The organism is Caballeronia zhejiangensis (assembly GCF_000698575.1).
In the GTDB taxonomy this organism is placed as follows: Bacteria; Pseudomonadota; Gammaproteobacteria; order Burkholderiales; family Burkholderiaceae; genus Caballeronia; species Caballeronia zhejiangensis.
In genome coordinates this window covers 1-23113 of the sequence record NZ_JFHD01000054.1, presented here as the reverse complement: position 1 = coordinate 23113, position 23113 = coordinate 1, and the positions used below count along the sequence as shown (strand labels likewise).

General features: G+C 63.4%; 22 protein-coding genes. 10 read left to right on the top strand and 12 right to left on the bottom strand.

Annotated elements, in window-relative coordinates; translation table 11 throughout:
• Positions 1-80: 80 nt before the first annotated feature.
• Together BG60_RS33625 and BG60_RS37575 are read right to left on the bottom strand one after the other, a co-directional pair.
• A complete protein-coding gene (locus tag BG60_RS33625; protein ID WP_008349582.1) occupies positions 81-350 on the bottom strand; it encodes a hypothetical protein in 270 nt (89 codons plus the stop codon).
• A gap of 143 nt (positions 351-493) precedes the next feature.
• Positions 494-637, bottom strand: a complete 144-nt coding sequence (locus BG60_RS37575) for an alpha/beta fold hydrolase (RefSeq protein ID WP_241484924.1) — start codon at positions 635-637, stop codon at positions 494-496.
• Positions 638-752: 115 nt separating this feature from the next.
• Here BG60_RS37575 and BG60_RS33620 point away from each other — a divergent pair, with 115 nt between their 5' ends.
• Positions 753-1073, top strand: a complete 321-nt coding sequence (locus BG60_RS33620; RefSeq protein WP_034474202.1) for a hypothetical protein — start codon at positions 753-755, stop codon at positions 1071-1073.
• Between the two features lie 4 nt (positions 1074-1077).
• Here the strand turns inward: BG60_RS33620 and BG60_RS33615 are convergent, their stop codons facing one another.
• A complete protein-coding gene (locus BG60_RS33615) occupies positions 1078-2559 on the bottom strand; it encodes an NCS1 family nucleobase:cation symporter-1 (RefSeq protein WP_033537166.1) in 1482 nt (493 codons plus the stop codon).
• Between the two features lie 162 nt (positions 2560-2721).
• On the opposite strand from BG60_RS33615, the gene BG60_RS38890 reads away from it, so the two are divergent.
• The 5 genes from BG60_RS38890 (at position 2722) to BG60_RS33595 (ending at position 7188) form a co-directional block, all read left to right on the top strand.
• Positions 2722-2892 carry a hypothetical protein gene (locus BG60_RS38890; protein ID WP_160172930.1) on the top strand — a complete coding sequence of 57 codons (171 nt, stop codon included), beginning with the start codon at positions 2722-2724 and terminating at the stop codon, positions 2890-2892.
• A gap of 77 nt (positions 2893-2969) precedes the next feature.
• Positions 2970-3881 carry a YihY/virulence factor BrkB family protein gene (locus BG60_RS33610; RefSeq protein ID WP_008349578.1) on the top strand — a complete coding sequence of 304 codons (912 nt, stop codon included), beginning with the start codon at positions 2970-2972 and terminating at the stop codon, positions 3879-3881.
• Between the two features lie 67 nt (positions 3882-3948).
• Positions 3949-4821 (top strand): DMT family transporter, encoded by an 873-nt coding sequence (locus BG60_RS33605; protein WP_034474200.1) that lies wholly within the window; start codon positions 3949-3951, stop codon positions 4819-4821.
• A 494-nt stretch (positions 4822-5315) separates the two neighbouring features.
• Positions 5316-6077, top strand: coding sequence for a hypothetical protein (locus BG60_RS33600; protein ID WP_034474198.1), 762 nt, complete (start codon positions 5316-5318; stop codon positions 6075-6077).
• A gap of 34 nt (positions 6078-6111) precedes the next feature.
• Positions 6112-7188 (top strand): GGDEF domain-containing protein, encoded by a 1077-nt coding sequence (locus tag BG60_RS33595; RefSeq protein ID WP_034474195.1) that lies wholly within the window; start codon positions 6112-6114, stop codon positions 7186-7188.
• A gap of 9 nt (positions 7189-7197) precedes the next feature.
• Here BG60_RS33595 and BG60_RS33590 read toward each other — a convergent pair whose 3' ends face one another.
• Together BG60_RS33590 and BG60_RS33585 are read right to left on the bottom strand one after the other, a co-directional pair.
• Positions 7198-8109 carry a recombination-associated protein RdgC gene (locus BG60_RS33590; protein WP_033537178.1) on the bottom strand — a complete coding sequence of 304 codons (912 nt, stop codon included), beginning with the start codon at positions 8107-8109 and terminating at the stop codon, positions 7198-7200.
• 53 nt (positions 8110-8162) lie between these two features.
• Positions 8163-9101 (bottom strand): DMT family transporter, encoded by a 939-nt coding sequence (locus BG60_RS33585; protein WP_034474193.1) that lies wholly within the window; start codon positions 9099-9101, stop codon positions 8163-8165.
• A 112-nt stretch (positions 9102-9213) separates the two neighbouring features.
• On the opposite strand from BG60_RS33585, the gene BG60_RS33580 reads away from it, so the two are divergent.
• Complete coding sequence (locus BG60_RS33580) at positions 9214-9684, top strand: Lrp/AsnC family transcriptional regulator (RefSeq protein ID WP_008349572.1); 471 nt, start codon at positions 9214-9216, stop codon at positions 9682-9684.
• Between the two features lie 86 nt (positions 9685-9770).
• Entirely contained in the window at positions 9771-10091 is a 321-nt protein-coding gene (locus BG60_RS33575; protein ID WP_008349571.1) for a hypothetical protein, read from the top strand.
• A 137-nt stretch (positions 10092-10228) separates the two neighbouring features.
• Here the strand turns inward: BG60_RS33575 and BG60_RS39190 are convergent, their stop codons facing one another.
• Positions 10229-10384 carry a hypothetical protein gene (locus BG60_RS39190; RefSeq protein WP_167354197.1) on the bottom strand — a complete coding sequence of 52 codons (156 nt, stop codon included), beginning with the start codon at positions 10382-10384 and terminating at the stop codon, positions 10229-10231.
• A gap of 187 nt (positions 10385-10571) precedes the next feature.
• On the opposite strand from BG60_RS39190, the gene BG60_RS33570 reads away from it, so the two are divergent.
• Both BG60_RS33570 and BG60_RS33565 read left to right on the top strand, forming a co-directional pair.
• A complete protein-coding gene (locus tag BG60_RS33570; RefSeq protein WP_034474191.1) occupies positions 10572-11966 on the top strand; it encodes a selenium-binding family protein in 1395 nt (464 codons plus the stop codon).
• A gap of 20 nt (positions 11967-11986) precedes the next feature.
• Positions 11987-12610 (top strand): hypothetical protein, encoded by a 624-nt coding sequence (locus BG60_RS33565; RefSeq protein ID WP_034474188.1) that lies wholly within the window; start codon positions 11987-11989, stop codon positions 12608-12610.
• Between the two features lie 81 nt (positions 12611-12691).
• On the opposite strand, the gene BG60_RS33560 is transcribed toward BG60_RS33565, so the two are convergent.
• The 6 genes from BG60_RS33560 to pcaF all read right to left on the bottom strand — a co-directional run bounded on the left by BG60_RS33560 (position 12692) and on the right by pcaF (position 22974).
• Positions 12692-14191, bottom strand: coding sequence for an efflux transporter outer membrane subunit (locus BG60_RS33560; RefSeq protein ID WP_034474186.1), 1500 nt, complete (start codon positions 14189-14191; stop codon positions 12692-12694).
• Complete coding sequence (locus BG60_RS33555; protein WP_008349563.1) at positions 14191-15399, bottom strand: efflux RND transporter periplasmic adaptor subunit; 1209 nt, start codon at positions 15397-15399, stop codon at positions 14191-14193. The genes BG60_RS33560 and BG60_RS33555 overlap by 1 nt, the downstream gene beginning before the upstream one ends.
• A 27-nt stretch (positions 15400-15426) precedes the next feature.
• Complete coding sequence (locus BG60_RS33550; protein WP_034474185.1) at positions 15427-18615, bottom strand: efflux RND transporter permease subunit; 3189 nt, start codon at positions 18613-18615, stop codon at positions 15427-15429.
• A gap of 254 nt (positions 18616-18869) precedes the next feature.
• Positions 18870-20210, bottom strand: a complete 1341-nt coding sequence (paaK, locus tag BG60_RS33545; RefSeq protein WP_008349558.1) for a phenylacetate--CoA ligase PaaK — start codon at positions 20208-20210, stop codon at positions 18870-18872.
• Positions 20211-20243: 33 nt separating this feature from the next.
• Complete coding sequence (locus BG60_RS33540; RefSeq protein WP_034474182.1) at positions 20244-21758, bottom strand: 3-hydroxyacyl-CoA dehydrogenase; 1515 nt, start codon at positions 21756-21758, stop codon at positions 20244-20246.
• Between the two features lie 13 nt (positions 21759-21771).
• Entirely contained in the window at positions 21772-22974 is a 1203-nt protein-coding gene (gene pcaF, locus BG60_RS33535) for a 3-oxoadipyl-CoA thiolase (RefSeq protein ID WP_034474181.1), read from the bottom strand.
• Between the last annotated feature and the right edge of the window lie 139 nt (positions 22975-23113).

The following is a 23113-nucleotide window of genomic DNA, read 5'->3' as shown; positions in this document are numbered from 1 at the left end:
GCGTCGTTGGAGAAAGGTTAGTGGCGGCGGCCTTCCGCGCGAATGCCGCAGCGTCTCATTGCGCTGCGCGCGCGTCTCAATCAGTCGCCGCCGCGCAGCTTCACCGCGATTTCGTGCCAGTCCTCTACCGCGTGTTTCAGCTCGCGGCACAGTCTCGGATCGAGCGCATCGAGACGCGACCACAGACGATCGAGCGTCTTCTCACGGGCTTCGTACACGGCGACCGCCGCGACTCTGCTCGCGCCCGACAGACGCGCCTCGGCATCGGCGCATTCCATGTAGAGATGCGCGAGATGCGGATCGGCAAGTTCGACGGGACGCAGGTGAACGGCAGTGAAGCGTGACTTCATGGTGGTTTCCCCGGCTCTTCTTGTTATCGGCGCGCGCTTTCGCATCGCGGTTGCGCGACAGTATGAAGGGCCGGGAAATGCGCCGACAAGCTAAAACGCGTGCGTTCTGTGCGCTATGAAGCGATAGACGTGTTCGGCGTCGCTCACTTCGCGACGAACGCATCGATATGCCGCGCGAGCTCGCTCGGATACTGGAACATCAGCGCGTGTCCCGCGTCGCTGACCACATCGAGCGTCGCGCGCGGAATCATCTGTTCGAGACGGCGCGCGTTGGTATCGGCAAGCACATCGTCGTTCGCGCCCGCGATGAAAAGAACACGCGACGCGCCAACGGCAGCGGGGAATAATAGGCGGCGAATTGCGCGCGTTCAACAAGAGCTTAAGAACAAGGAGTTAAAGCAGATGAATCGATTCTTCCGCTTGTGCCTTCTTCCCGCCGCTGCATTCGCGCTCGTCGCGTGCAGCACGCCTGTCGAGTTTTCGGCGAGCGCGAATCCGCCTTCATGGAATAACGACGGCGATGCCGATTTCAGCGGCATGGACAACGCGATGTCCGCATGCAAGGGCGCCGCGAAAAGAGCCGGCGCGGGCCGTTGCACGCAGGTGCGCGCCTACGAGGCGTGCATGAAGGACAAGGGCTACATCACCGTGCTCGGGCCGGAGAATCCGCCGAACTGCGGCCAGCCCGATTGGGAACAGGACGTACGAAAGTGGCTCGAATAAAGCGCTATTTGCGGTTCGCCATGCGCATGAAGAGCACATACAGCAACGCGCCCGCCACCGCGCCGATCAGCCAGCCGAGATTGTTCGGCGGCAAGAGCTTGAAGAACTGCGTCGACAGTTCCCAGCCGACCGAGATCACGCCCGATACGATCAGCGCCGCGAGCCCGACCTTGTTCCATCCGCCGTCGTAATAGAAGCGTCCGCCGGGCTGCATCGAATACAGTTCGGCGGTCCTCACCTGCTGGCGCTTCACGAGGTAATAGTCGGACATCATCACGCCGTACATCGGCGCGAGCACGGCGCCGAACACGGACACGAAGATCGTGATCGCCTTCGGGCTGTCGACGAAGATCCACGGACACACGAGCACCGCGAGTATCGACGCGATCAGGCCGCCCTTCTTGAAGTCCACATGCTTCGGAAACAGATTGGCGATGTCGTACGCGGGCGACACGAAGTTCGCGACGATATTGATGCCCATCGTCGCGATGACGAACGTGACGCTGCCGATCGCCACCCACACCTTGTTCTCGATGCGCGATACGATTTCGACCGGGTCCATGATCATCGTGCCGAACACTTTCTCGCTGCCCGCCGTGACGATCACCGTGATGATTGCAAACGCAACGAAGTTGAACGGCAGCCCGAGGAAGTTGCCGATCTTCATCTGCCGCTCGCTTTTCGCGAAGCGCGAGAAGTCGCCGAAATTCAGCAGCAGCGCGGCGAAATAGCTCACGACGAGCAGGATCGCGTTGATCATCGCGTGAAGTTGCTCGTCGCCGGTCAGCACCTTGCCCGAGAGCGTGAGATTCAGGCTGCCGAGACCCGCGCGATAGAGAATCCATCCCATCAGCACGAACATCACGACATACACGGCCGGCCCGCAAAAATCGATGAACTTGCGGATGATCTCCATGCCGCGCTGAAAGATGACGAGCTGCAGCAGCCACATGAAGAGGAAGCTGACCCAGCCGAGCATGTCGAGCCTGAGAAAGCTCGTATCGCGCCACGCGGCGACAGACGGCACGAAAAGCAGCAGCAAGGTCGCGACGGCCTTCGACGCGAAATACGTCTGCACGCCGTACCACACGATGCCGACCACGCCGCGAATCAGCGCGGCGAGATTCGCGCCCATCACGCCCATCGAGACGCGCGCCATCACCGGGAAAGGAATGCCGTGTCTCAAGCTCGGCTTGCCGACCCAGTTCATCAGCACATACACGATGAGAATGCCGATGGTCAGCGCGAGCAGCACCTGCCAGCCCGAGATGCCGAGCAGAAAGAGACTCGCGGCGAAGGTGTAGCCGCCGACGCTGTGCACGTCCGACATCCACATCGCGAAGATGCTGTAGCCGTTCCAGGTGCGCTTCGCGCGCGGCACGGGCGCGAGGTCGTGGTTGTAGAGGCGCTCGTCGGCGTTGACGATTTCGGCATCGGCACCGAGCGCGGCGGCGTCGGCGGCGGAGGTTGCGTGGGATGCGGCCATCATGTCCTCCAGTGCCTTCGGCGGGCTCGAGTTATGAACCTAGATTAATGCATCAAAAAGCGAAAATGAAACGGCGTGCGCGTTGCGTTGCGACGCATTAAAGTCGTCCGTGCGCCTGCCGTTATGCTGGCCATGAGAAAAAAACGCCTTCACTCCCGGGATATGAACAACGCCTTCGCCGCCGCAGCCGAGGCGCTCGCGCTCTTCTGCCGGCTACGTAACGTCGATGCCGCCGACCTGAGCGCGTGCGAAGTCGATGTCTTCCTCAATCTCGCATTCGAGGAAGCCGCGCAGCAAGCAGCCGCACGCATCGAGGCGCGCCGGACAGGCTGAAGCGTGCGGACCTTCGCTACGGGTGCGGATCTTGCTCGTCCACAAAGGATGGCCAGCGATCGCGCCGCGGAGGTTCCATGTCGAAGATTCTCGGCCCTGTGCTGGGCCCGCAGGTGAGAAGCGTCGCGCGTCATCCGTTCGGCTTTGCGATGCGCACGTTCAAGGCTTTTCGCGCCAATCAGGGCCTGCTGCTCGCGGGCGCGGTCGCGTATTACGCGCTGCTTTCCATCGTCCCGCTGCTGATCCTGATCGTGATCGTGCTGTCGAAATTCGTCGGGCAACAGCAATTGCTCGACACGCTCGCGCATCTGCTCGAATGGCTCGTGCCGGGCCAGGCGCACGCCGTCGTGGGCGAGCTCGCGAATTTTCTTGCGCATCGCGCGGTGCTCGGCTGGCTGCTGCTCGTCACGATGATCTTCTTCAGTTCGCTTGCCTTCACGGTGCTCGAGAACGCGATGTCGGTGATCTTCGTGCATCGCGTCGCGGTCAGGCGGCGGCATTTTCTGCTCTCGGCGCTCCTGCCTTACTGCTACATCCTGTTTCTCGGCGTCGGCATGCTGATCGTCACGCTCGTGTCGAACGGCCTTCAGGCGATGGGCAGCAACAGCGTCGACCTGCTCGGCGTCGAGGTGTCGCTCAGGGGCGTGTCGCGGCTTTTGCTGTATCTGCTCGGCGTCGCGGGCGAGATCTTCGTGCTGACGTCGATCTATCTCGTGATGCCTGTCGGCCGGCCTTCGCTGCGGCTCGCGCTGCTCGGCAGCGTGACGGCCGCCGTGCTCTGGGAAATCACGCGGCATGTGCTCGTCTGGTACTTCGCGACGCTCTCGCAAGTGAGCGTCGTTTACGGATCGCTGACGACGTCGATCGTCGTGCTCTTCAGCCTCGAAGCGCTCGCGACGCTGCTTCTATTCGGCGCGCAGGTCATCTCCGAATTCGAGCGCTTCGGCTCCGAGGCCGATGCGCCGCCGCAGCCCTTCACCACCGGTTGAACGCGCCGCAGCATGTCTTCGCGACGCGCGTGCGCTACAGTGATGCGCCCTCATTCCAGCGCCGCCGATGTCGACACCCACACGCTCGCACGGCACGCGCATCGCGCTCTTCACCGTCGTCGCGATGATCGCGTTCGCCGGCAACTCGCTGCTGTGCCGCCTCGCGCTCAGGGGCGCGCGCATCGACGCGGCGAGTTTCACGCTCGTACGCGTCGCGTCGGCGGCGCTCGTGCTGTGGATCATCCTGCTCGCGCGCGGCGCGCCCGGCGACGACACGCGACGCGCCGGAAGCTGGGTATCGGCATTCGCGCTGATCGTGTATGCGGCGGCGTTCTCCTTCGCGTACGTTCGGCTCGCGGCGGGCACCGGCGCGCTGCTGCTCTTCGGCGCGGTGCAGGCGACGATGATCGGCTACGGCATCGCGACCGGCGAGCGTCTCGCCGCGGCGCAATGGCTCGGCCTGCTGCTCGCGCTCGCCGGTCTCGTGTGGCTCGTGCTGCCGGGACTCGCGGCGCCCGATCCCGCGTCGTCCGCACTGATGATCGCGGCGGGCATCGGTTGGGGCGTCTATTCATTGCGCGGACGGGGCCAGTCCGATCCCGTCGCCGCGACGGCCGGCAATTTCCTGCGCGCGCTGCCGTTCGCGATCGCGGTGTCGGCGCTCGCGCTCGCGTTTGCGGGTACGGACGCGGATGTCTCAGGCCTGGCCTACGCGATGACCTCGGGTGCGTTGACCTCGGGGCTCGGCTATGTCGTCTGGTACGCGGCGTTGAAAGGATTGAAGCCCGCGACGGCGGCCACGGTGCAACTGAGCGTGCCGCTCATCACGGCGGCGGGCGGCGTGCTGCTGCTCGGCGAAACGCTGACGATGCGGCTCGCGGCCAGCGCGGTCGCGATTCTCGGCGGCATCGCGCTCGTCGTGTCGTCGAAGCCCCGATGACGAACTGTGGCGCGCGTTCCACACGCAAACGGCTGCCATGCGCGTATGTGCGGCACCTCACATACGCGCGGGAACTTCCTCTGAAGAATGATGCATGCACCGCACTTCAAATCGGGGCAGGAACGGGAAATGCTGACGTAATGGCCGAAGTTGCTTCGCCGTCGCGACACGCAATGAGGTGAAATCGCCGTGCAACGGTGCGCCGGACCGCGCCACGGCAGGCGCGCCGCGCATCGGGCGCAATGATCCGCAGCGTCGTTCCAACGCCTCCTCGCCGCCCCTGATTGTGGCGATATGTGGCGCGAGTTACATTGTTTGGCAAAAAAGGGCCGGCGGCAGATGCTGAACCGGCAACCGGCTGTTACGTCCGACGAAGCCGCATCGCGTTTGATTGTTCATATGATGGGACGCGCGAGGTGAAGCATCGGGCCGGACGCGCGCTGTAAGTCCGCGTTGGTCCGCTGTCTGACGAATAGGTTCTGGAGAGCGCTGTCATGCCTCAGCACGCAAAGCTACCCGAAGAGAGCATCGCGGAACGCGCAAGTCCTGCGAATGATCCCACTGTCACTCACTTGCCCGAGACTGCAATCGATTACGACGACGAACCCGGCCCCATGCGCGCGCCGCTGCGCTTCGGGCGTCTCGCGCTGTGGATGGCGTCGGCGAGCGCGCTTGGCATCGGCGTGCTCGGCACGGTCGCGTACGGCATGTGGTTCAACCACGATCAGCGCGTCTATGCCGAGGCGATGGCGAGCGCGCGCCGCACGCTCGGCATCGATCAGCCGGTGATTACCGCGCAGACGCAATCGGGCGGCGCCGTCGAAACGCCCTTGACCGCCGCGCCCGGCAGCGCGATTCCGTACTCGTCGAACGACGGTCCGACGGCCGCGCCCATCGACACGGCATCGCTCGCGGACAACGCACCCACCGCCGATCCCGCCGACGAAACCACCGTCGCCAACGCTGGCGCTGACGGCTCGGGCGCGGCCGCCGCCGCGGCGCTCGCGACGGCGTCCGCGCAACCTTTGGCGCAACAGGCGCAACGCCGCGGCACGCCGTCCGCGACGCAGCGTGCGGCCGTCGATCGGAGCAATCGCGCCGATCAGTACGCGCAGGCACGCAGGCATCAGGCGCGCGCGAACGCAAGGCAGCAGTCCGAAGGCGGACTGTTCGCGCGCGTGGGCGCGTTCTTCCATCGAGTGAGCTATCGACACAATGTTCCGACCCGTCAGCGAGAGGAGTATTCACGTCCCTGAGGAGACGCTGGCGAGCCGTGCGCGGCACGCGATCATGCGCTTGCGCCTGCGCGTGCCCGGCCCCGCGCCGCTCGCTGGCGCGGCCTTGCTGTGTCTGCTGATCGGGCTGCTGTTCCTGGCGTTGCAGGTGCGCGCGATCTTTTCGGCGCAACTGCAGCAGGAGTACGTCGGGCTCGTGCTCGAAGCGGTCGAGCGCGCCGATACCGCCCGCGCGACCGCGCTTTCCCTGCAGAACACGCCCGCGAGCGATACGCAGCGCCAGGCTGCGTATCGCGAGGCGCGCATCGAATTGGCCGGGCGGCTCGCGGCGCTGCACGCGCTGGTGTCGTCGAGTCCGATGTCGGCGCCGTCGCTGCCTTCCGCCGTGCTCTCGCCTTCCGCCGCGCTCGGCGAGGCCAGCTCCGCGCTCGATTCGGCCTACGCCTGGTGGCGCGCGGAGCGCGATCGCACGAGCGCGGACGTGCGCGAGCGCATCCTGAGCGTGTCGCATACGCTGATCGCGTTGTCGGCGATCGTATTCGGCGTGCTCATCACCGCGCTCGGCATGTATGCAAAACGCAATCGGCAACTTCTCGGGATTTCGAATGAATTCGAGCAGGCGTCGCTGCACGATCCGATGACGGGCCTGCCCAACCGGCGCAAGCTCTTCGCGGCGCTGGAAGAAGCGGCGAATGCGCTCGCGAGCGGCGCGCGCGGGGCGTCGCGCATCGCGGTGCTGTATATCGATCTCGATGGCTTCAAGCGCGTCAACGACACGCACGGCCACCGCATCGGCGATGAGTTTCTGATTGCGGTGTCGCGGCGTTTTCGTCAGGCGGTGCGCGGCGGCGATCTGGTCGCGCGTATCGGCGGCGACGAATTCGCGTTGCTCGTGCGCGAGTTTTCGAGCGATGGCGAGCTCGCGGTGATCGCGCAGAGAATCATCGCGTGCGTCGCGGAAACCGACGCGCAGATGGGCTTGTCGATCGTGCGCGCGAGCGTCGGCATCGCGAGTTTTCCGGATCGTGTCGACGATTACTGGCGGCTCGTCGCCGCTGCCGACGACACGATGTACACCGTCAAGCGCAACGGCAAGAACGGCTACGCGTTCGCGTCGGCGCCGTCCGCCTGACGCTCGTTCCTACGCGGCGGCGCGCAGGTCTTCTTCGCCGCCCAGCGCCTCGGTCAGCGCCGACAGCATGCGCGCGAGTTCGCCTGTCATCAGGATGAAGTCGGATTCGAAGCGCTCGTCGTCGTTCGACGCGGTCGGATCGGCGGCTTCCTTGATGACGTCGAGCGCGCTCACGCGCTTCAATGTGAGCGATGGCGTCAGCACGTACGACACGCGATCGTCCCACGTCATCGCAAGACGCATGCACTGCTTGCCCGCTTCGATATGGCGGCGCATGTCTTCCGTTTCGAGCGCGTGACCGACGTAGCGGACGGTCGCGTTGCCTTCGCCGGTCGAGCGCAGTTCCGTATCGCGATCGAGCGTGAAGCCCGCGGGCGCGTCGCCGGAAAGCAGCCATTCGGTCATCGCCGAAACGGGCGAGCGCGCCGTGCGGACGCTCGCGAGCGGCAGATCGGTGACGGACTTCACCAGCAAGCCGATGATGTCGTCGCACAGCGTCGCCGACGACGAATCGATCGCGAGCCAGCCGTTCACCGGATCGATCCACACGCGCGTATCGCGGCGGATGCTGAAGGCGCGCGGCAGGAGTTCGTCGGTGATCTGTTCCTTGAGCTCTTTCATCTGCTTGCGGCCGGGTTTGAAGCCCTGCTGCTCTTCGAGCTCGGCGGCGCGTTCCTTCACGAACTGCGTGACGACGGATGCGGGCAGCAGCTTCTTTTCCGCGCGATAGACGATGAGCATCTGACGGTTCGCCGTGTAGACGAGATCATCGTCGCCGCGCGGCGAGACCCAGCCGCGCCGCTCGTTCTCGATGCTCGACGCCGCGGTGAACGCGAGCGGCGCGAGCCATTGCTGCATCTGCTGCGGCGTGACGGACCAGTGTGCGGGAAGACGGTGAAGCTGAAGATTCTTGAACCACATGGCGCAGGATTTCGATGTAGTCGGAAAGGGGCGCCATTCTATACGAGTGCGCGTCAGTCGTTCGCGCGCCATTTTTGCGGCACGATCCGCCATTGCAGATTCACGCCCGCCGCGGCGAGCAGGATCAGCGCCGCGCCGGCCACTTGCAGCCACGCGAGCCGTTGCCCGAACGCGAGCCAGTCGACGACGATCGCCACCACCGGATAGATGAACGACAGCGCGCCCGTCGTCGCGGTCGGCAGCTTCTGGATCGCGCCGTACAGCAACACGTACATCAGTCCCGTGTTGACGACGCCGAGCACGACGAGATCGGTCCAGCCGCCGATCGTCGCGGGCGTCGCATCGAAGCGCGCGAACGGCGCGAGCATCGCGATGCCGAACAACACATGCAGCATCGCGATCAGATGCGGCGGCGTGCCCGCGAGGCGCTTCGTGACGATCGACGATATCGCGTACAGAAAAGCCGCGCCGAGCGCATACGCAATGCCTTCGAGATACTGCCCCGGCATCGCGAGCACGGACGGCTCGACCCGCACCACCATCACAAGGCCGATGAACGCGACGCCGAGCCACGCGATCGTCGATACCGACACGCGCTCGCGCAACACGAGCGCGCCCAACGCGACCAGCATGAAGGGCTGCGTGTTGTAAACGGTCGTCGCCATCGAGATCGACGCGCGCGAATACGCGGCGAAAAGCAACAGCCAGTTGCCGACGATCGCCACGCTGCCGAGCGCGACGAGACCGATCATGCGCCACGAGAAATAGCGCCTCTTCAAGAAGCCGAGCGCCGCGCACACGGCGATGAGCGTCGCGCCTCCGAACACGCAGCGGAAGAACACCACGTTCCAGGGCGTCTGCCCCGACGACACCACGAGCCAGCCGATCGTGCCCGACATCAGCATCGCGAGCGACATCTCGATCGCGCCGCGACGCAGTTCATTCGCACGCGATGCGCCGCCAAGCCGCGCATCGATTCTTTCGCTATTCATTTCGCGCCCGTCATGCAAGTTTCGATGGCTTCAAGTCTATCGATGCGCATCGCTCGAAACCATGCCTAAAATTAGGCTCACGCATCTTTCGACCTTTGAATTGAAGGCCATCATGGGAAAACACCTGAGCAACCCGCCGCAAGCGGGCATCGACGCAATCGATCGCGAACTCATCGCCGTGCTTGCGAGCGATGGACGCATCGCCGTGAGCGAGCTTGCGAAGCGCGTCGGCCTGTCGGCGCCGAGCACCGCCGAGCGCATGCGGCGGCTCGAGACGCAAGGCGTGATTCGCGGCTTCACCGTCGATATCGATCCGCGCGCGCTCGGCTACACGCTGCAGGCGATCGTGCGCGTGCAGCCGCTGCCGGGGCAATTGCATCTTGTCGAAGAAGCGATAAGGCGCATTCCCGAGTTCGTCGAATGCGACAAGGTGACGGGCGACGATTGCTTCGTATGCCGCCTCTATCTGCGCTCGATCGAGCATCTCGACGACATCCTTTCGCGCGTCACCGAGCGCGCCGCGACGAGCACGGCCATCATCAAGGCAACGCCGATCGAAAGACGCCTGCCGCCGCTCGGCTGATCGCTGCGCGTTTTTACCTGCAGAAGAACGGGGTTACACTTGAGTCGCCTGAAACCGCATCACAGCTATGCGCGCGAGGAGCGAACATGAGTGACTTCGACGCCAACCGCACCTTCCGCGGACTTCCGCTGACACCCGAGCAAGATGCCGAAGTGCGGCATTACATCAAGAAGAAAAAGCAGCGCGACGAGCCGTGGGACACGCCGGAACTCGAGGCGATGCTGCAGGACATGCTGGAGCCGCCAGGCGACGAAGACGGCCCCGCCGACGACGAAACCGACGAGGAAACGCGTTCGGCGGCAGAGCGCGCGTCCGCGTTCATCGACGAAGGCATGGACCCGATCGAGAACAGCGAGGAATGGCACGCCGCAATGGAGGCCGAAGCGATGAAAGGGCCACGACGCTAAGGCGTTTCTCGCGCCGCGCAAAAAAGAAAGCGCCGGTCGATGCCGGCGCTTCATCCCTCCACTTCGCGCTTCACACTTCGCGCTTCACACTTCGCGCTTCACACTTCGCGCTTCACACTTCGCAATTCACTGCACGTTCAATGCCTGTGCCGCCAGTCGCGCGGCGGATGCGTATCCAGCCAACGCGCTTTCGGAGTATGGATATGCGGATGCCGGTGATGCATCACGATAACCACCGCGACGCATAGCACCAGGACGAGTCCCGCCATCAGGCTGATCATTGGCTCGGCCATCGCTACCTCCTTTCTTCGACAGGCGATGCCTGTATTTTAGGCGCTGTTTCGCGCGACGAATCACGCCCCGCGCGCACATGCTTCGCATGAAAGCAGCTAAGTCATCGAAAGCATGACGTGTTCCCATGTCCTATAGTGCTTTAGCACGTTTGGTTTGAAGATCCACGAAATCAACCGGGAGACGCAGATGGCGACGTGGAAACCCGATCCGAGCTTCTATCCTTCCCCGCGGCTCGCAGCGAAAGCGCCGCGCGAAACGCTGGCTTATGTCGCGACGTTCGATCCCGAGCGCAAGTCGCCGGACAAGATCGCCGTCGTCGATGTCGATCCGGATTCGCCGGACTATACGAAGATCGTCGGCGAAATCGCGATGCCCGATGTCGGCGACGAGTTGCATCACTTCGGTTGGAACGCATGCTCGTCGTGCCTGTGCCCGAATGCGCCGCATCCGCACATGGAGCGGCGCTATCTCGTCGTGCCGGGGCTGCGTTCATCGCGCGTGCATATCATCGACACGAAGCCCGATCCGAAGAAGCCGGTGATCGTGAAGACGATCGAGCCCGCGGAACTCGCGGAAAAGACCGGCTATACGCGGCCGCATACCGTGCATTGCGGGCCGGGTGGCATCTATATCACCGCGCTCGGCAACGCCGAAGGCAAGGCGCCCGGCGGCGTGCTGATGCTCGATCAGCAGAGCTTCGATCCGCTCGGCCGATGGGAAGTCGATCGCGGACCGCAACAGCTCGCGTACGACGGCTGGTGGCATCTCGGCTACGACACGATGGTCACGAGCGAATGGGGCACGCCCGACACCTTCGAGGAAGGCCTCGTGCCCGATCTGCTGCTCGGCGCGAAGTACGGGCGCAAGCTGCATTTCTGGGACTTCACGAAGCGCAAGCACATTCAGGAGATCGATTTCGGCGACGAATATCAGCTCGTCTTCGAACTGCGTCCCGCGCACGATCCGACCAAGGCATATGGTTTCGTGAACTGCGTGATCAGTCTGAAGGATCTGTCGTCGTCGATCTGGACCTGGTATCGCGACAAGGACAAGTGGGCGGTGAAAAAGATCATCGACATTCCCGCCGAACCCGCCGATGCCGACAAGCTGCCGCCGTTATTGAAGGGCTTCAATGCGGTGCCGCCGCTCGTCTCCGATATCGATCTGTCGATGGACGACCGCTTTCTGTACGTGTCGTGCTGGGGCACCGGCGACATGCTGCAATACGACGTCTCCGATCCCTTCGCGCCGAAACTGACGGGCAAGGTGCGTATCGGCGGCGTGGTCGCGCGCGCGACGCATCCGGGCGCGAAGAACGGCGCGCTGAATGGCGGCCCGCAGATGGTCGAAGTGAGCCGCGACGGCCGCCGCGTCTACTTCACGAATTCGCTGTACGGCGCGGTCGATGCGCAGTTCTATCCCGAAGGCATCGACGGCTGGATGGTGAAGCTCGATGCCGATCCCAACGGCGGCCTCGCCGTCGACGACAAGTTTTTCATCGACTGGCCCAAGGGACATCGGCCGCATCAGATCCGGCTGCAAGGGGGCGATTGCTCGTCGGATTCGTACTGCTATCCCTGATCCGCCGCGAGACACTTCGCATGGACGCCGCATCGCCCGCGCTCCTCCTCACCGCCGCGGGCCTCGGCGCGTTTCACGGTCTCAATCCCGCGATGGGATGGCTCTTCGCCGTCGCGCTCGGCCTGTATGCGCGAAGCCGCCGCGTCGCGCTCGTATCGCTCGTGCCGATCGCGCTCGGCCACGCGGCGTCGGTCGCGCTCGTGCTCGCGGGCGCGCTCACGCTCGGCGCGGCGGTCGGCCATGACCTGCTCGCACGCGGCTGCGGGGCGCTGCTGATCGGCTGGGGCGTGTGGAGCGCGTGGCGCGGGCATCGCGGACGCCCGACCGTCGGCATGCGTACCGGGCTGGCCGGTCTCGCGTTATGGTCCTTCATGATGTCGAGCGCGCACGGCGCAGGTTTGATGCTGGTGCCGGCGCTCTTGCCGTTGTGCACGGGCGCGATGCCAAAGACGGCTTTCGAAGCCAGCGCACTCGCGTTGACCGTGCATACCGGCGCGATGCTCGCCGTCATCGCGACGATCGCCATGTTCGCCATGTCCCTTCAGGAACGCGGCGGACTCGGCTTTCTACGCAGCGGATGGATCAACGTCGACTGGATCTGGAGCGCGGCATTGATCGCGTGCGGCTTATTTCTATTCGTCTGACGCGGAGTCCTGCACGCCGAATTGCATTTTGCATACGTTATGCGCGATGGCATTTTGCATGCATCGCGCATAGCACAGAATTCAATCGCGGCGCGACACTTCCTCCGGATTCGGCAATTCGGCGGTGGTCCACCCTCCGCCCAGCGCCTTCACGAGAGCGACGCTCGCCGCCATGCGGCGCCGCTCGATACGCACCGCCGTGCGTTGATCCGACAGCACGATTGCCTGCGTCACCACCACGCTCAGATACGTGATCGCGCCGTTCTCGTAGCGATTGCTGACCTTGCCGAGCGCGCGCTGGGCGGCATCGACGGCATCGCGTTGTGCTTCGCTTTCGCGGCGCAGCACTTCCAGCGCATTCAGGTTGTCTTCCACTTGCCCGAACGCGGTCAGCACGGTTTGCCGATAATCGGCGACCTTCTCGTCGTAGTCAGCGCGCGCCGCATCGCGAGCCGCCGCGCGACCGCCGAAGTCCAGCACCGTGAATGCGAGCTGTGGCCCGAGCGACCAGAATCGGCTCGGCGCTTCGAGCCATGAGCTGAAGCGCGTCGCCTCGAGACCGCCCGTCGCGGCGAGCAGAAGGTTCGGAAAGAACGCCGCCGTCGCCACGCCGACGCGCGCATTCGCCTCGGCCACGCGCCGCTCCGCCGCCGCGACATCCGGCCTGCGCTCGAGCAACGCGGACGGCACGCCGGGCGGCAGCACCGCGAGCGCCGCCGACGGATGCGGCGAATGCGCTTCGTTGAGCGGCGCGACATCGAGGGTAAAACTCGACGGACTCTCGCCGACGAGAATCGCGATCGCATTGACGAGGCTCGTTCGCGTGGTCTCCAGATCGATGAATTGTGCCTGCGTCGCGCGCAGTTGCTCTTCGGCCTGCGCGACATCCGATTCCGCCGCGACGCCGCCCGCAAAACGATCGCGTGTAAGCGCGAGCGCCTTCTCATAGGCTTGCAGCGTCGCCTGCAACAGCCGTTCTTCTTCGACGATGCCGCGCAAATCGAAGTAGTCGGTCGCGAGTTCGGCCTGCATCGACAGAATCGCGCTGTGCAGATCCGCGGCGCTCGCCTGCGCTTCTGCGCGGCCACCTTCGACAGCACGCGAGATGCGGCCCCAGAGATCCGGCTCCCACGAGATCTGTGCGTCGATCAGATAGTCGGGCACGGTCACGCCCGCGCTCGATTTGTACAGGACGTTCGACGATACCCGCGACTGATTGAATGCGGCATTCGCCGTGATGGTCGGAAAGTACGCCGAACGCGCCTGCGCGGCCGCCGCACGCGCTCCACGAAAACGCGCGGCGGCCGCGGCCACGGTCTGATTCGCTGTCGCGACACGTTCTTCGAGCGCGTTCAATTGCGGATCGCCATAGACTTCCCACCACGGCGCGCGCGGCTTCGCATCGGCGGGCTGCGCAGGCTTCCAGTCTTGCGATGCCGACGCAGGCGCATCGAGCGGCATCTGCGACTTGTACGCAGCAGGCGTAGAAGTTTCGGGCCGCACGTAATCCGGCCCGACGGCGCAGCCGCCCAATGCCGCGATAGTTAGCGATGCAACTAATTCGAGCGATGCGCGCCTCATCACGACTCGCTTCCTTCAGCCTTCGCTGCACCACCGCTCGCGGCGTCGCTCGAACCCGCGCGGCCGATACGCACCGCCGCGCCATCGATGATCGAATCGGGCGGATTGACGATCACGCGCTCATCGCCATTCAATCCGGAGACGATCGACACACGCGTGCCGTAGTCGGTGCCGAGCGTGATCGGCAGAAGCTTCACGCGGTTGTTCGCATCGACACTCGCGGCATGCACGCCATCCGGACGGAACAACAGCGCATTGCCGGGCAGCGTGTATGAAGGACTCGCGCTCGTGAGACGAAAGCGCACTTGCGCATACGCGCCCGCAAGCAATTCGCCCGCCGGATTCTTCACATCGACTTCGACGCGCATCGTGCGCGCGACGGGATCGACCGCGCCCGCGGTACGCACCGTGACGCCGTCGAACTTGCGATTGCGCTCTTCGTTGAGCAGCAACTCCGCGGGCAAACCCACCGTGATCATCCGCGCATACGCTTGCGGCACATCGACGAACACACGCAACGTCGACGCATCCTGAATGTGGAAGAGCTCGCGGCCGGCGGCGCCGCTGCCGGCGTCGATCAACTGACCGACATCGGTGTTGCGCGCGGTGACGACGCCATCGAAGGGTGCATAGATCTTCTGGAACGACACGAGTTGTTCGAGCCGCGACACGTTCGCCTGCGCCGCGTTCAGCGCCGCTTCCTTCGCGAGCATGTCGCCGTTCTTTTCATCGGTCTCCTGGCGCGACACCGAGTTGTTCTTCAGCATCTGCGCCCAGCGCTCCGCAGTCGTCTTCGCAAGCAGATAGTTCGCGCGCGCGGTTTGCGCATCGGCACGCGCCTGACGAAGCTGATCGTTGATTTCGGGCGCATCGATCTCCGCGAGCAACTGGCCCTTCTTCACCTTCGTGCCGATATCGACGGTCCAGCGCTTCAGATACCCATTGGTGCGCGCGAAGATCGGCGCATCGGAGAACGCGCGGATATCGCCTGCGAGCACGAGATCCTGCGAGGCCTTCATGCGCGTCGGCTTGATGACCTCGACCGTCTGCAAGCCGTGCTCGTTCGCATCGCGTTCGAGTTCCGCGTGCGCAGCGCGGCGCGACAGGATTCCCTGCGCGATGAGCGCGACGACGACCACGAGCGCGATCACGAGCCATAAGCGCCCTCGCCGCCTGTTGCCCGATCGTTGCGACAACTGCTCTTCCATTCTTGCTCCGCCTGCTGTTCGATTGTTTTATTGCGCCGCTTTCCGTGCCGCCGCGCCCGGTCCCTTGCCGCGTGCTTCCATGCGCCGATAGACGATCGAAAACACGACCGGCACGAAGAACAGCGTTGCGATGGTGCCGACCATCAGGCCGCCGATCACCGCCCGCCCGAGCGGCGCATTCTGCTCGCCGCCTTCACCGAGCCCGATCGCCATCGGCACCATGCCGATCATCATCGCGAGCGCGGTCATCAGCACCGGCCTGAAACGCGTATAGCCCGCTTCCAGCGCGGAGCGCACTGCGTCGCCATGTTCGGCGAGCGCGGCGCGCGCGAAGCTCACCACGAGAATGCTGTTTGCCGTCGCGATGCCTATGCACATGATCGCGCCGGTCAATGCGGGAATCGACAACGTCGTATGCGTCAGGAACAACATCCACACGATGCCCGCGAGCGCGCCCGGCAATGCGGTGATGATGATGAACGGATCGAGCCACGACTGGAAGTTCACGACGATCAGCAAGTACACCAGCACGACCGCGAGAATGAGGCCGAATGCGAGACCCGAAAACGATCCGTTCATCGTCTCGACCTGGCCGCGCATTTCGATCGTCGAGCCTTTGGGCAATTCGCCGCGCGCTTCGTCGATGATGCGTTGCACGTCGTCCGCCACTGCGCCGAGATCGCGCCGCTCGGTGGTCGCATAGAGATTGATGGTGGTCTGCGCGTTGTAGTGATAGACGACCGCATCGCGCGCGCTGCGCGAAAGCGTTGCGAGCGCGCCGAGAATATTGGTCTTGCCGCTCGACGATGTCACCGGAATGTTCGCCACCGATTGCAGCGAGTTCATGTCGTATTGCGGCGCCGTCGTGATGACGTTATAGCTCACGCCATTCACCGGATTGAGCCAGAACGTGGGCGTCGTCTGCTGACTGCCCGACAGCGTGATGAGCAAGTTGTTCGCGACATCGCGCTGCGTGAAGCCCGCTTGCAACGCCTTCGTGCGATCGACCTCGACGTTGATCGCAGGCAGATCGGATGGCTGCTGGATGCGCGCATCGACGAGACCCGGCACGCGGCGAATCTTTTCCAGCATGCGATTCGCCAGCGCGCGATTGCCGCGCACATCGCGGCCGGTGATCGCTATATCGATCGGCGCGGGCACGCCGAAGTTGAGGATCTGACTCACGATATCGGCGGGCAGGAATGAAAACGTCACGCCGGGAAACTCCTGCGGCAGGCGCTTTCGCAACTCGTGGATATAGCCTTCTGTCGGCGCGTGATCTTCGTTGAGGCTGATGAGCACGTCGGCATCGGCGGAACTGACCGTGCCCGTGTTGTTGTACGAGAGATTGATACCCGATACCGGCAAGCCCATGTTGTCGATGATCGAGCGAATCTCGCCGCGCGGAATCAGTTGCCTGATGCGTGCATCGACGCGATCCGTCAGCGCCGCCGTTTCCTCGATGCGCGTGCCCGTCTTCGCGCGCATATGCAGCGCGATCACGCCTGAATCGATCGACGGAAAGAAGTCGCGCCCGAGGAACGGCGCAAGCCCGAGCGACAGCAGGCAGCACAGCAAAAACAACGAAGCGAAGCGGCCCGGTTGCGCGAGCTGCGTTTCGAGAACGCGTCGATAGCGATGGCGCACGGACTCGAAATGACGCTCGAATGCGAGATGAATCCGCACGAACGGATTGCGCGAGCCTTTCATCGATTCGACATCGCCGCCCATGTGCTCGTGATGACGCAACAGATACTTCGCAAGCGTCGGGATCAGCGTGCGCGAGAAGAAGTACGACGCGAGCATCGCGAACACGACGGCTTCGGCCATCGGCACGAACAGGTAATGCGCGACGCCCGTCAGCAGGAACATGGGAATGAACACGATGCAGATAGAGAGCGTCGACACGAGCGTCGGCACGGCGATCTGCTGCGCGCCATCGAGAATCGCATGCTCCAGTTCCTTGCCCTGCTCCAGATTCTGGCTGATGTTTTCGATTGCAACTGTCGCGTCGTCGACGAGGATACCGACCGCGAGCGCGAGGCCGCCGAGCGTCATGATGTTGATCGTCTGCCCGATCGCGGAGAGCGCGACGATCGACGTCAGCATCGAAAGCGGTATCGAGATCGCGATGATGAGCGTCGCACGCCAGCTTCCCAGAAACAGCAGCACCATCAGCGCAGTCAGGCCCGCTGCGATCACCGCTTCACGCAGCACGCCCGACACCGACGCGCGCACGAAGAGCGATTGATCCGCAACGGGCTCGATCTTCAGCGACTCGGGCACCATGCCGCGCAAGGTCGGCAACAGGTTCTTCACGCGCGCGACGATATCGAGCGTCGATACATTGCCGCTCTTGTTGATCGTGAGTAAGGAAGCGCGGGTGCCGTCCACCCGCACGATATTGGTTTGCGGCTGGAAGCCGTCGCGCACATGCGCGACGTCCTTGATATAGATCGTGCCGCCAGGACCGGTGCGGATCGGTATGTCGTTGAGTCCTTCGATCGAGCCCGGACTCGCGTTCAGGCCGACCGAGTATTCCGTTGCGCCGATCTTCGTCGTGCCCGTCGGCAGAATCAGATTCTGCGCGCTGATTGCATTGACCACGTCGGTCGGCGCGAGGTTCTTCGCCTGCAGCTTGCGCGAATCGATATCGACCATGATCTGCCGCTGCTTGCCGCCATAAGGCAATGGCACCGAAGCGCCTTGCACGGTCGCGAGCTGCGTCTTCAGAAAGCTATTGCCGAAGTCGTAGAGCTGCTGTTCGCTGAGTTCCGACGACGACAACGCGAGCCGCAGAATCGGCACCGTCGATGCATTGAAGCGCAAGATATTCGGCGGCGTGATGCCGGGCGGCAGCGAGCGCAATTGCGTTTGCGAGAGCGCGGTAATCTCGGCGATAGCTTCATCGACATTCGCATTAGGCTGAAAGTAGATGCGAATGACCGCAATGCCCGGCAGCGATTCCGACTCGATGTGCTCGATGTCGTTGACCGCCACCGACAACCCGCGCTCGTAATTGAGCGTGATGCGGCGCTCCATTTGATCGGGCGGCAGGCCCGTATAAGACCAGATAACGCTGACAACGGGAATATCGATATTCGGAAAGATATCGGTCGGCGTCCGCACGATGACGAGCGGACCGATGATCAGCAAGAGCAACGACAGGACGATGAATGTGTACGGGCGCTTCAGCGCGAGTCTGACAATCCACATCTAGGTTTCGCCTGCCCCGTTCGTTGTTCGTTATTCGAATGCTATGCGACGACACTGCGCCCGCAGACGCAAATGCACTCGATACGATGACACAACTGAAGCTTACAAAACAATTTGCGCAAACGGTTGCGAGGGTTTTTGCGGAAAGATTTCTGCAGAAGAATGCGGGGCCGCACCGAAAACGGAACGCGCGTTCCAATTGTTGGAAATGAATTGCGCCTCGCAGAGCGCGAGGCGCTTGGCGATGCGGAAAGTTATGCCGCTACGGGACGAAGATCGAGTACGCGCTTGGCCTTGCCGGTTGCCGTCGTCGGCAGTTCGCCGGAATCGAGCACGCGCACTTGCGTCGATACGCCGACCATCGTCTTGACGCGATGCTGAAGTTCGCGCGAGAGACCGGCGCGGTCGCTCTCGTTCAGCGTTGCGCAGACTTCCGGGCGTGCTTCGACTGAGACGGACAGCGAATCCATGTGGCCGTCGCGCGACACGCACAACTGATACTGGCCGCTCAGGCGCGGAATCGCAAGGATCAACTCTTCGATCTGGCTCGGGAACACATTGACGCCGCGAATGATGAGCATGTCATCCGAGCGGCCCGTGATCTTCGCGAGGCGACGCATCGAGCGCGCGCTCGGCGGCAGCAACGAAGTGAGATCGCGCGTGCGGTAACGGATCATCGGCATCGCTTCCTTCGTGAGCGAAGTGAAGACCAGTTCGCCCGTGCTGCCTTCCGGAAGCACTTCGCCCGTCACGGGATCGATAATCTCGGGATAGAAATGATCTTCCCAGATCGTCGGGCCATCCTTCGTCTCGATACATTCACACGCAACGCCCGGACCCATGATTTCCGAGAGGCCGTAGATGTCGAGTGCCTGTATGCCCGCACGCGTTTCGATCTCGCTGCGCAATCCCTGGCTCCATGGCTCGGCGCCGAAGATGCCGATCTTGAGCGACGTGTTCGCCGGGTCCATGCCCTGCCGTGTCATTTCATCGAGCAGATTCAGCATGTACGACGGCGTGACGAGAATGATCTTCGGCGCGAAATCGCGGATCAGTTGAACCTGCTTTTCGGTCTGACCGCCTGACATCGGCACCACCATGCAGCCCAGACGTTCGGCGCCGTAGTGAATGCCGAGACCGCCGGTGAAGAGACCATAGCCGAACGCATTGTGCAGCGTGTCGCCTCTGCGCCCACCAGCAGCTCTGATTGAACGCGCCGTGACGTTGGCCCACGTGTCGATGTCTTTCGCGGTATAGCCGACCACCGTCGGCTTGCCCGTCGTGCCGCTCGATGCATGCACGCGCACGACCTGATCGCGCGGCACGGCGAAGAGCCCGAAGGGATAGTTGTCGCGTAGGTCGGTTTTCGTCGTGGTCGGGAAACGCGCGAGATCGGATAGCTCGCGCAGGTCGTCTGGATGCACGCCCGCAGCGTCGAAAGCACGGCGATAGTGTGCGACGTTTTCATAGGCGTGACGCAACGTCCACTTCAGGCGTTCGAGTTGCAGTGCCTGAAGCTCGTCCCGGCTCGCGCGCTCGATCGGTTCCAGTTCGCTTTGCTGTGCAATGGATTGAACCACGGTTGTCTCCTGCATGAATGCTCGATGAATGAATGATGCGTCTTCGCTTCAGTGAAAGCGCTGGCCCGAATAACGCAATGCCGCGATGAGCGGCGATGCGCGATAACGGTCTTCGCCGTAATGCGCAGCGAGATGAAGCAGCACGTCGTGAACGCGGCCGATGTCGATGCGTTCGCCCCACGCGAGCGGTCCGAGCGGATAGTTCACGCCCTTCTCCATCGCGAGGTCGAGATCGGCGCTCGTGCAAACGCATTGATTCACGGCGTCGGCCGCTTCGTTGACGAGCATCGCGACGGTTCGCATCACGGTCATGCCGGCGACATCGTTCAATGGCACGACTGCATAACCGGCTTGCGCCAATGCGCCGGCTACCGCAGCGTAGGCTTCGCCGGAGCATTGACGCGCGTGCGTGAGCGCCACGCTTTGCGCGTTCGCATAGTCGAGCGCGAGATCGATCAACACGATGTTGTCGATGCCGAGCGCATGCGCGCGTTCCGTCGCCGTGCGTCCATCGGTAAGGAAAAGATACGCATCATCGATTTGTGCGATCAGTCCGGGCATGTCGTTTCCAGCGACGCTCGCCGGCGCGATGCGCGCTTGCAGGCGTTCGTATAAAGGCACGCTTTCTCCGAGCACGATCTTCGAAGGCGTATGAGCATTCGTTTCGATGCGCGCGACAGGCTTCGCGGCATCAGCGCCATAGTCATAAAAGCCACGGCCGGTCTTGCGACCAAGAAAGCCCGCGTTCACCAATTCCTGTTGAATCAGCGAAGGCGTGAAGCGCGGATCGTTGAAGTACGCGTTGAACACCGATTGCGTCACGGCGAAATTCACGTCGTGGCCGATCAAGTCCATCAACTCGAATGGACCCATTCTGAAGCCGCCCGAATCGCGCATGACGGCATCGATGGAAGCGGCGTCAGCGCCCTGCTCGTTGAGCACGCGCAAGCCTTCCGCATAGAACGGCCGAGCCACGCGATTGACGATGAATCCCGGCGTCGATTTTGCATGTACCGGCGTCTTGCCCCATGCCGCGGCTGTGGCATGCACGGTTTGTGCGACCGCATCGGATGTTGCGAGTCCGTGCACGACTTCGACGAGGGCCATCAGCGGTGCCGGATTGAAGAAGTGCATCCCGACCACGCGCGACGGATGCTTCAAGGGCGCCGCGATCGCCGTGATCGAAATGGATGACGTGTTGGTCGCGAGCATGCACTCGTGCGTCACGATGCTTTCGAGCTCGATGAACAGCGCGCGCTTGAGCTCGAGACGTTCCGCAATGGCTTCGATGACAAGCGATGCCGTGCGCAAGTCAGCGAGACTCGTAACGACGCGCACGCGATCGATGGCTTGCTGTCCTGCGGACTCTTCGAGCTTCTTCTTGTCGATCAGGCGCTGCACGTTCGCCGCGATTGCATTGCGCGCCTTGTCGAGCGCTTTCGCATCGAGATCGTAAAGCAGCACGGTGTGCCCCGCGAGCGCTGCGACCTGGGCAATGCCCGCGCCCATCGCGCCGGCGCCGATCACGCCGACGATCGCCGATGTCTGAATGGCCTGTGTCATGTCGCCAGGTCCCTCAGACGCGCTCGATTGCGATCGCGATGCCCTGACCCACGCCGATGCACATCGTGCATAGCGCATGGCGCCCGTTGCGGCGCTCGAGTTCGTACATTGCGGTGGTGACGAGGCGCGCACCCGATGCGCCGAGCGGATGACCGAGCGCGATGGCGCCGCCATTCGGATTCACGCGCGGATCGTCCTCGGCAAGGCCCAGTTGACGAAGCACCGCGATGCCTTGCGATGCGAAGGCCTCGTTGAGTTCGATGACGTCGAACTGATCGAGCGTGAGGCCTGTACGTGCAAGCAGCTTCTTCGTCGCGGGCGCGGGACCGATGCCCATGATGCGCGGCTCGACACCCGCCGTCGCCATGCCGATGATGCGCGCTCGCGGCGTGAGTCCATGACGCCTCGCAGCATCCTCGTTCGCGATGATGAGCGCGCATGCGCCATCGTTCACGCCCGACGCGTTGCCCGCGGTCACGCTGCCGTCGGGACGCACGACGCCCTTCAGCTTCGCGAGCGATTCGAGCGAGGTCTCGCGCGGATGCTCGTCGCGATCGATCGCGATCGCTTCGCCCTTCTTTTGCGGCACATTCACCGCGACGATTTCCTGTGCGAGCGTGCCATCGGCCTGTGCGCGTGCCGCACGCTGCTGGCTGCGCAGCGCGAAGCGATCTTGCGCATCGCGCGAAATGTTGAAATCGACCGCGACGTTCTCCGCGGTCTCCGGCATCGAGTCGACGCCATATCGCACACGCATCGCGCGATTGATGAAACGCCAGCCGATGGTCGTATCGAAGATATCAGCCGAACGCGAGAATGCGCTCGATGCTTTACCCATCACGAAAGGCGCACGCGTCATGCTCTCGACGCCACCCGCAACATACAGCGAACCGTCGCCGGCCTTGATCGCGCGCGCGGCACTGCCGACCGCGTCCATGCCCGAGCCGCACAGACGGTTGATCGTCGAGCCCGGCACGTCGATAGGCAAACCCGCGAGCAAGCTCGACATGCGCGCGACGTTGCGGTTATCTTCGCCAGCCTGATTCGCGCAGCCGTAGATCACATCGTCGATCTGCGTCCAGTCCACCGACGCGTTGCGCTTCATGAGCGCGGTGATGGGCACGGCGCCGAGATCGTCGGCGCGGACGTCCTTGAAAACGCCGCCGTAGCGGCCGAATGGAGTACGAATCGCGTCGCAAATGAAGGCTTCAGTCATGACAAGTCTCGATGTGGAGAATGATCTTTCGCAGCGAAGCCGCGCAATAGTTGCATTGCTAACGACTTCGGCGCTTGAATAGATTTGGAATCGCTTCGGCTTCACGCGCACCGTTGCGATGCGCGACTTTCTAATGAAT

Coding starts and splice junctions, on each gene's coding strand:
- BG60_RS33590 (WP_033537178.1), bottom strand. CDS start 8,109: ATGTGGTTCAAGAATCTTCAGCTTCACCGTCTTCCCGCACACTGGTCC.
- BG60_RS33565 (WP_034474188.1), top strand. CDS start 11,987: ATGGACGCCGCATCGCCCGCGCTCCTCCTCACCGCCGCGGGCCTCGGC.
- BG60_RS38890 (WP_160172930.1), top strand. CDS start 2,722: ATGAACAACGCCTTCGCCGCCGCAGCCGAGGCGCTCGCGCTCTTCTGC.
- BG60_RS33585 (WP_034474193.1), bottom strand. CDS start 9,101: ATGAATAGCGAAAGAATCGATGCGCGGCTTGGCGGCGCATCGCGTGCG.
- pcaF (WP_034474181.1), bottom strand. CDS start 22,974: ATGACTGAAGCCTTCATTTGCGACGCGATTCGTACTCCATTCGGCCGC.
- BG60_RS33605 (WP_034474200.1), top strand. CDS start 3,949: ATGTCGACACCCACACGCTCGCACGGCACGCGCATCGCGCTCTTCACC.
- BG60_RS33580 (WP_008349572.1), top strand. CDS start 9,214: ATGGGAAAACACCTGAGCAACCCGCCGCAAGCGGGCATCGACGCAATC.
- BG60_RS33595 (WP_034474195.1), top strand. CDS start 6,112: ATGCGCTTGCGCCTGCGCGTGCCCGGCCCCGCGCCGCTCGCTGGCGCG.
- BG60_RS33610 (WP_008349578.1), top strand. CDS start 2,970: ATGTCGAAGATTCTCGGCCCTGTGCTGGGCCCGCAGGTGAGAAGCGTC.
- BG60_RS33620 (WP_034474202.1), top strand. CDS start 753: ATGAATCGATTCTTCCGCTTGTGCCTTCTTCCCGCCGCTGCATTCGCG.
- BG60_RS33540 (WP_034474182.1), bottom strand. CDS start 21,758: ATGACACAGGCCATTCAGACATCGGCGATCGTCGGCGTGATCGGCGCC.
- paaK (WP_008349558.1), bottom strand. CDS start 20,210: ATGCAGGAGACAACCGTGGTTCAATCCATTGCACAGCAAAGCGAACTG.
- BG60_RS33575 (WP_008349571.1), top strand. CDS start 9,771: ATGAGTGACTTCGACGCCAACCGCACCTTCCGCGGACTTCCGCTGACA.
- BG60_RS33600 (WP_034474198.1), top strand. CDS start 5,316: ATGCCTCAGCACGCAAAGCTACCCGAAGAGAGCATCGCGGAACGCGCA.
- BG60_RS33555 (WP_008349563.1), bottom strand. CDS start 15,399: ATGGAAGAGCAGTTGTCGCAACGATCGGGCAACAGGCGGCGAGGGCGC.
- BG60_RS39190 (WP_167354197.1), bottom strand. CDS start 10,384: ATGGCCGAGCCAATGATCAGCCTGATGGCGGGACTCGTCCTGGTGCTA.
- BG60_RS33570 (WP_034474191.1), top strand. CDS start 10,572: ATGGCGACGTGGAAACCCGATCCGAGCTTCTATCCTTCCCCGCGGCTC.
- BG60_RS33615 (WP_033537166.1), bottom strand. CDS start 2,559: ATGGCCGCATCCCACGCAACCTCCGCCGCCGACGCCGCCGCGCTCGGT.
- BG60_RS33625 (WP_008349582.1), bottom strand. CDS start 350: ATGAAGTCACGCTTCACTGCCGTTCACCTGCGTCCCGTCGAACTTGCC.
- BG60_RS33560 (WP_034474186.1), bottom strand. CDS start 14,191: ATGAGGCGCGCATCGCTCGAATTAGTTGCATCGCTAACTATCGCGGCA.
- BG60_RS33550 (WP_034474185.1), bottom strand. CDS start 18,615: ATGTGGATTGTCAGACTCGCGCTGAAGCGCCCGTACACATTCATCGTC.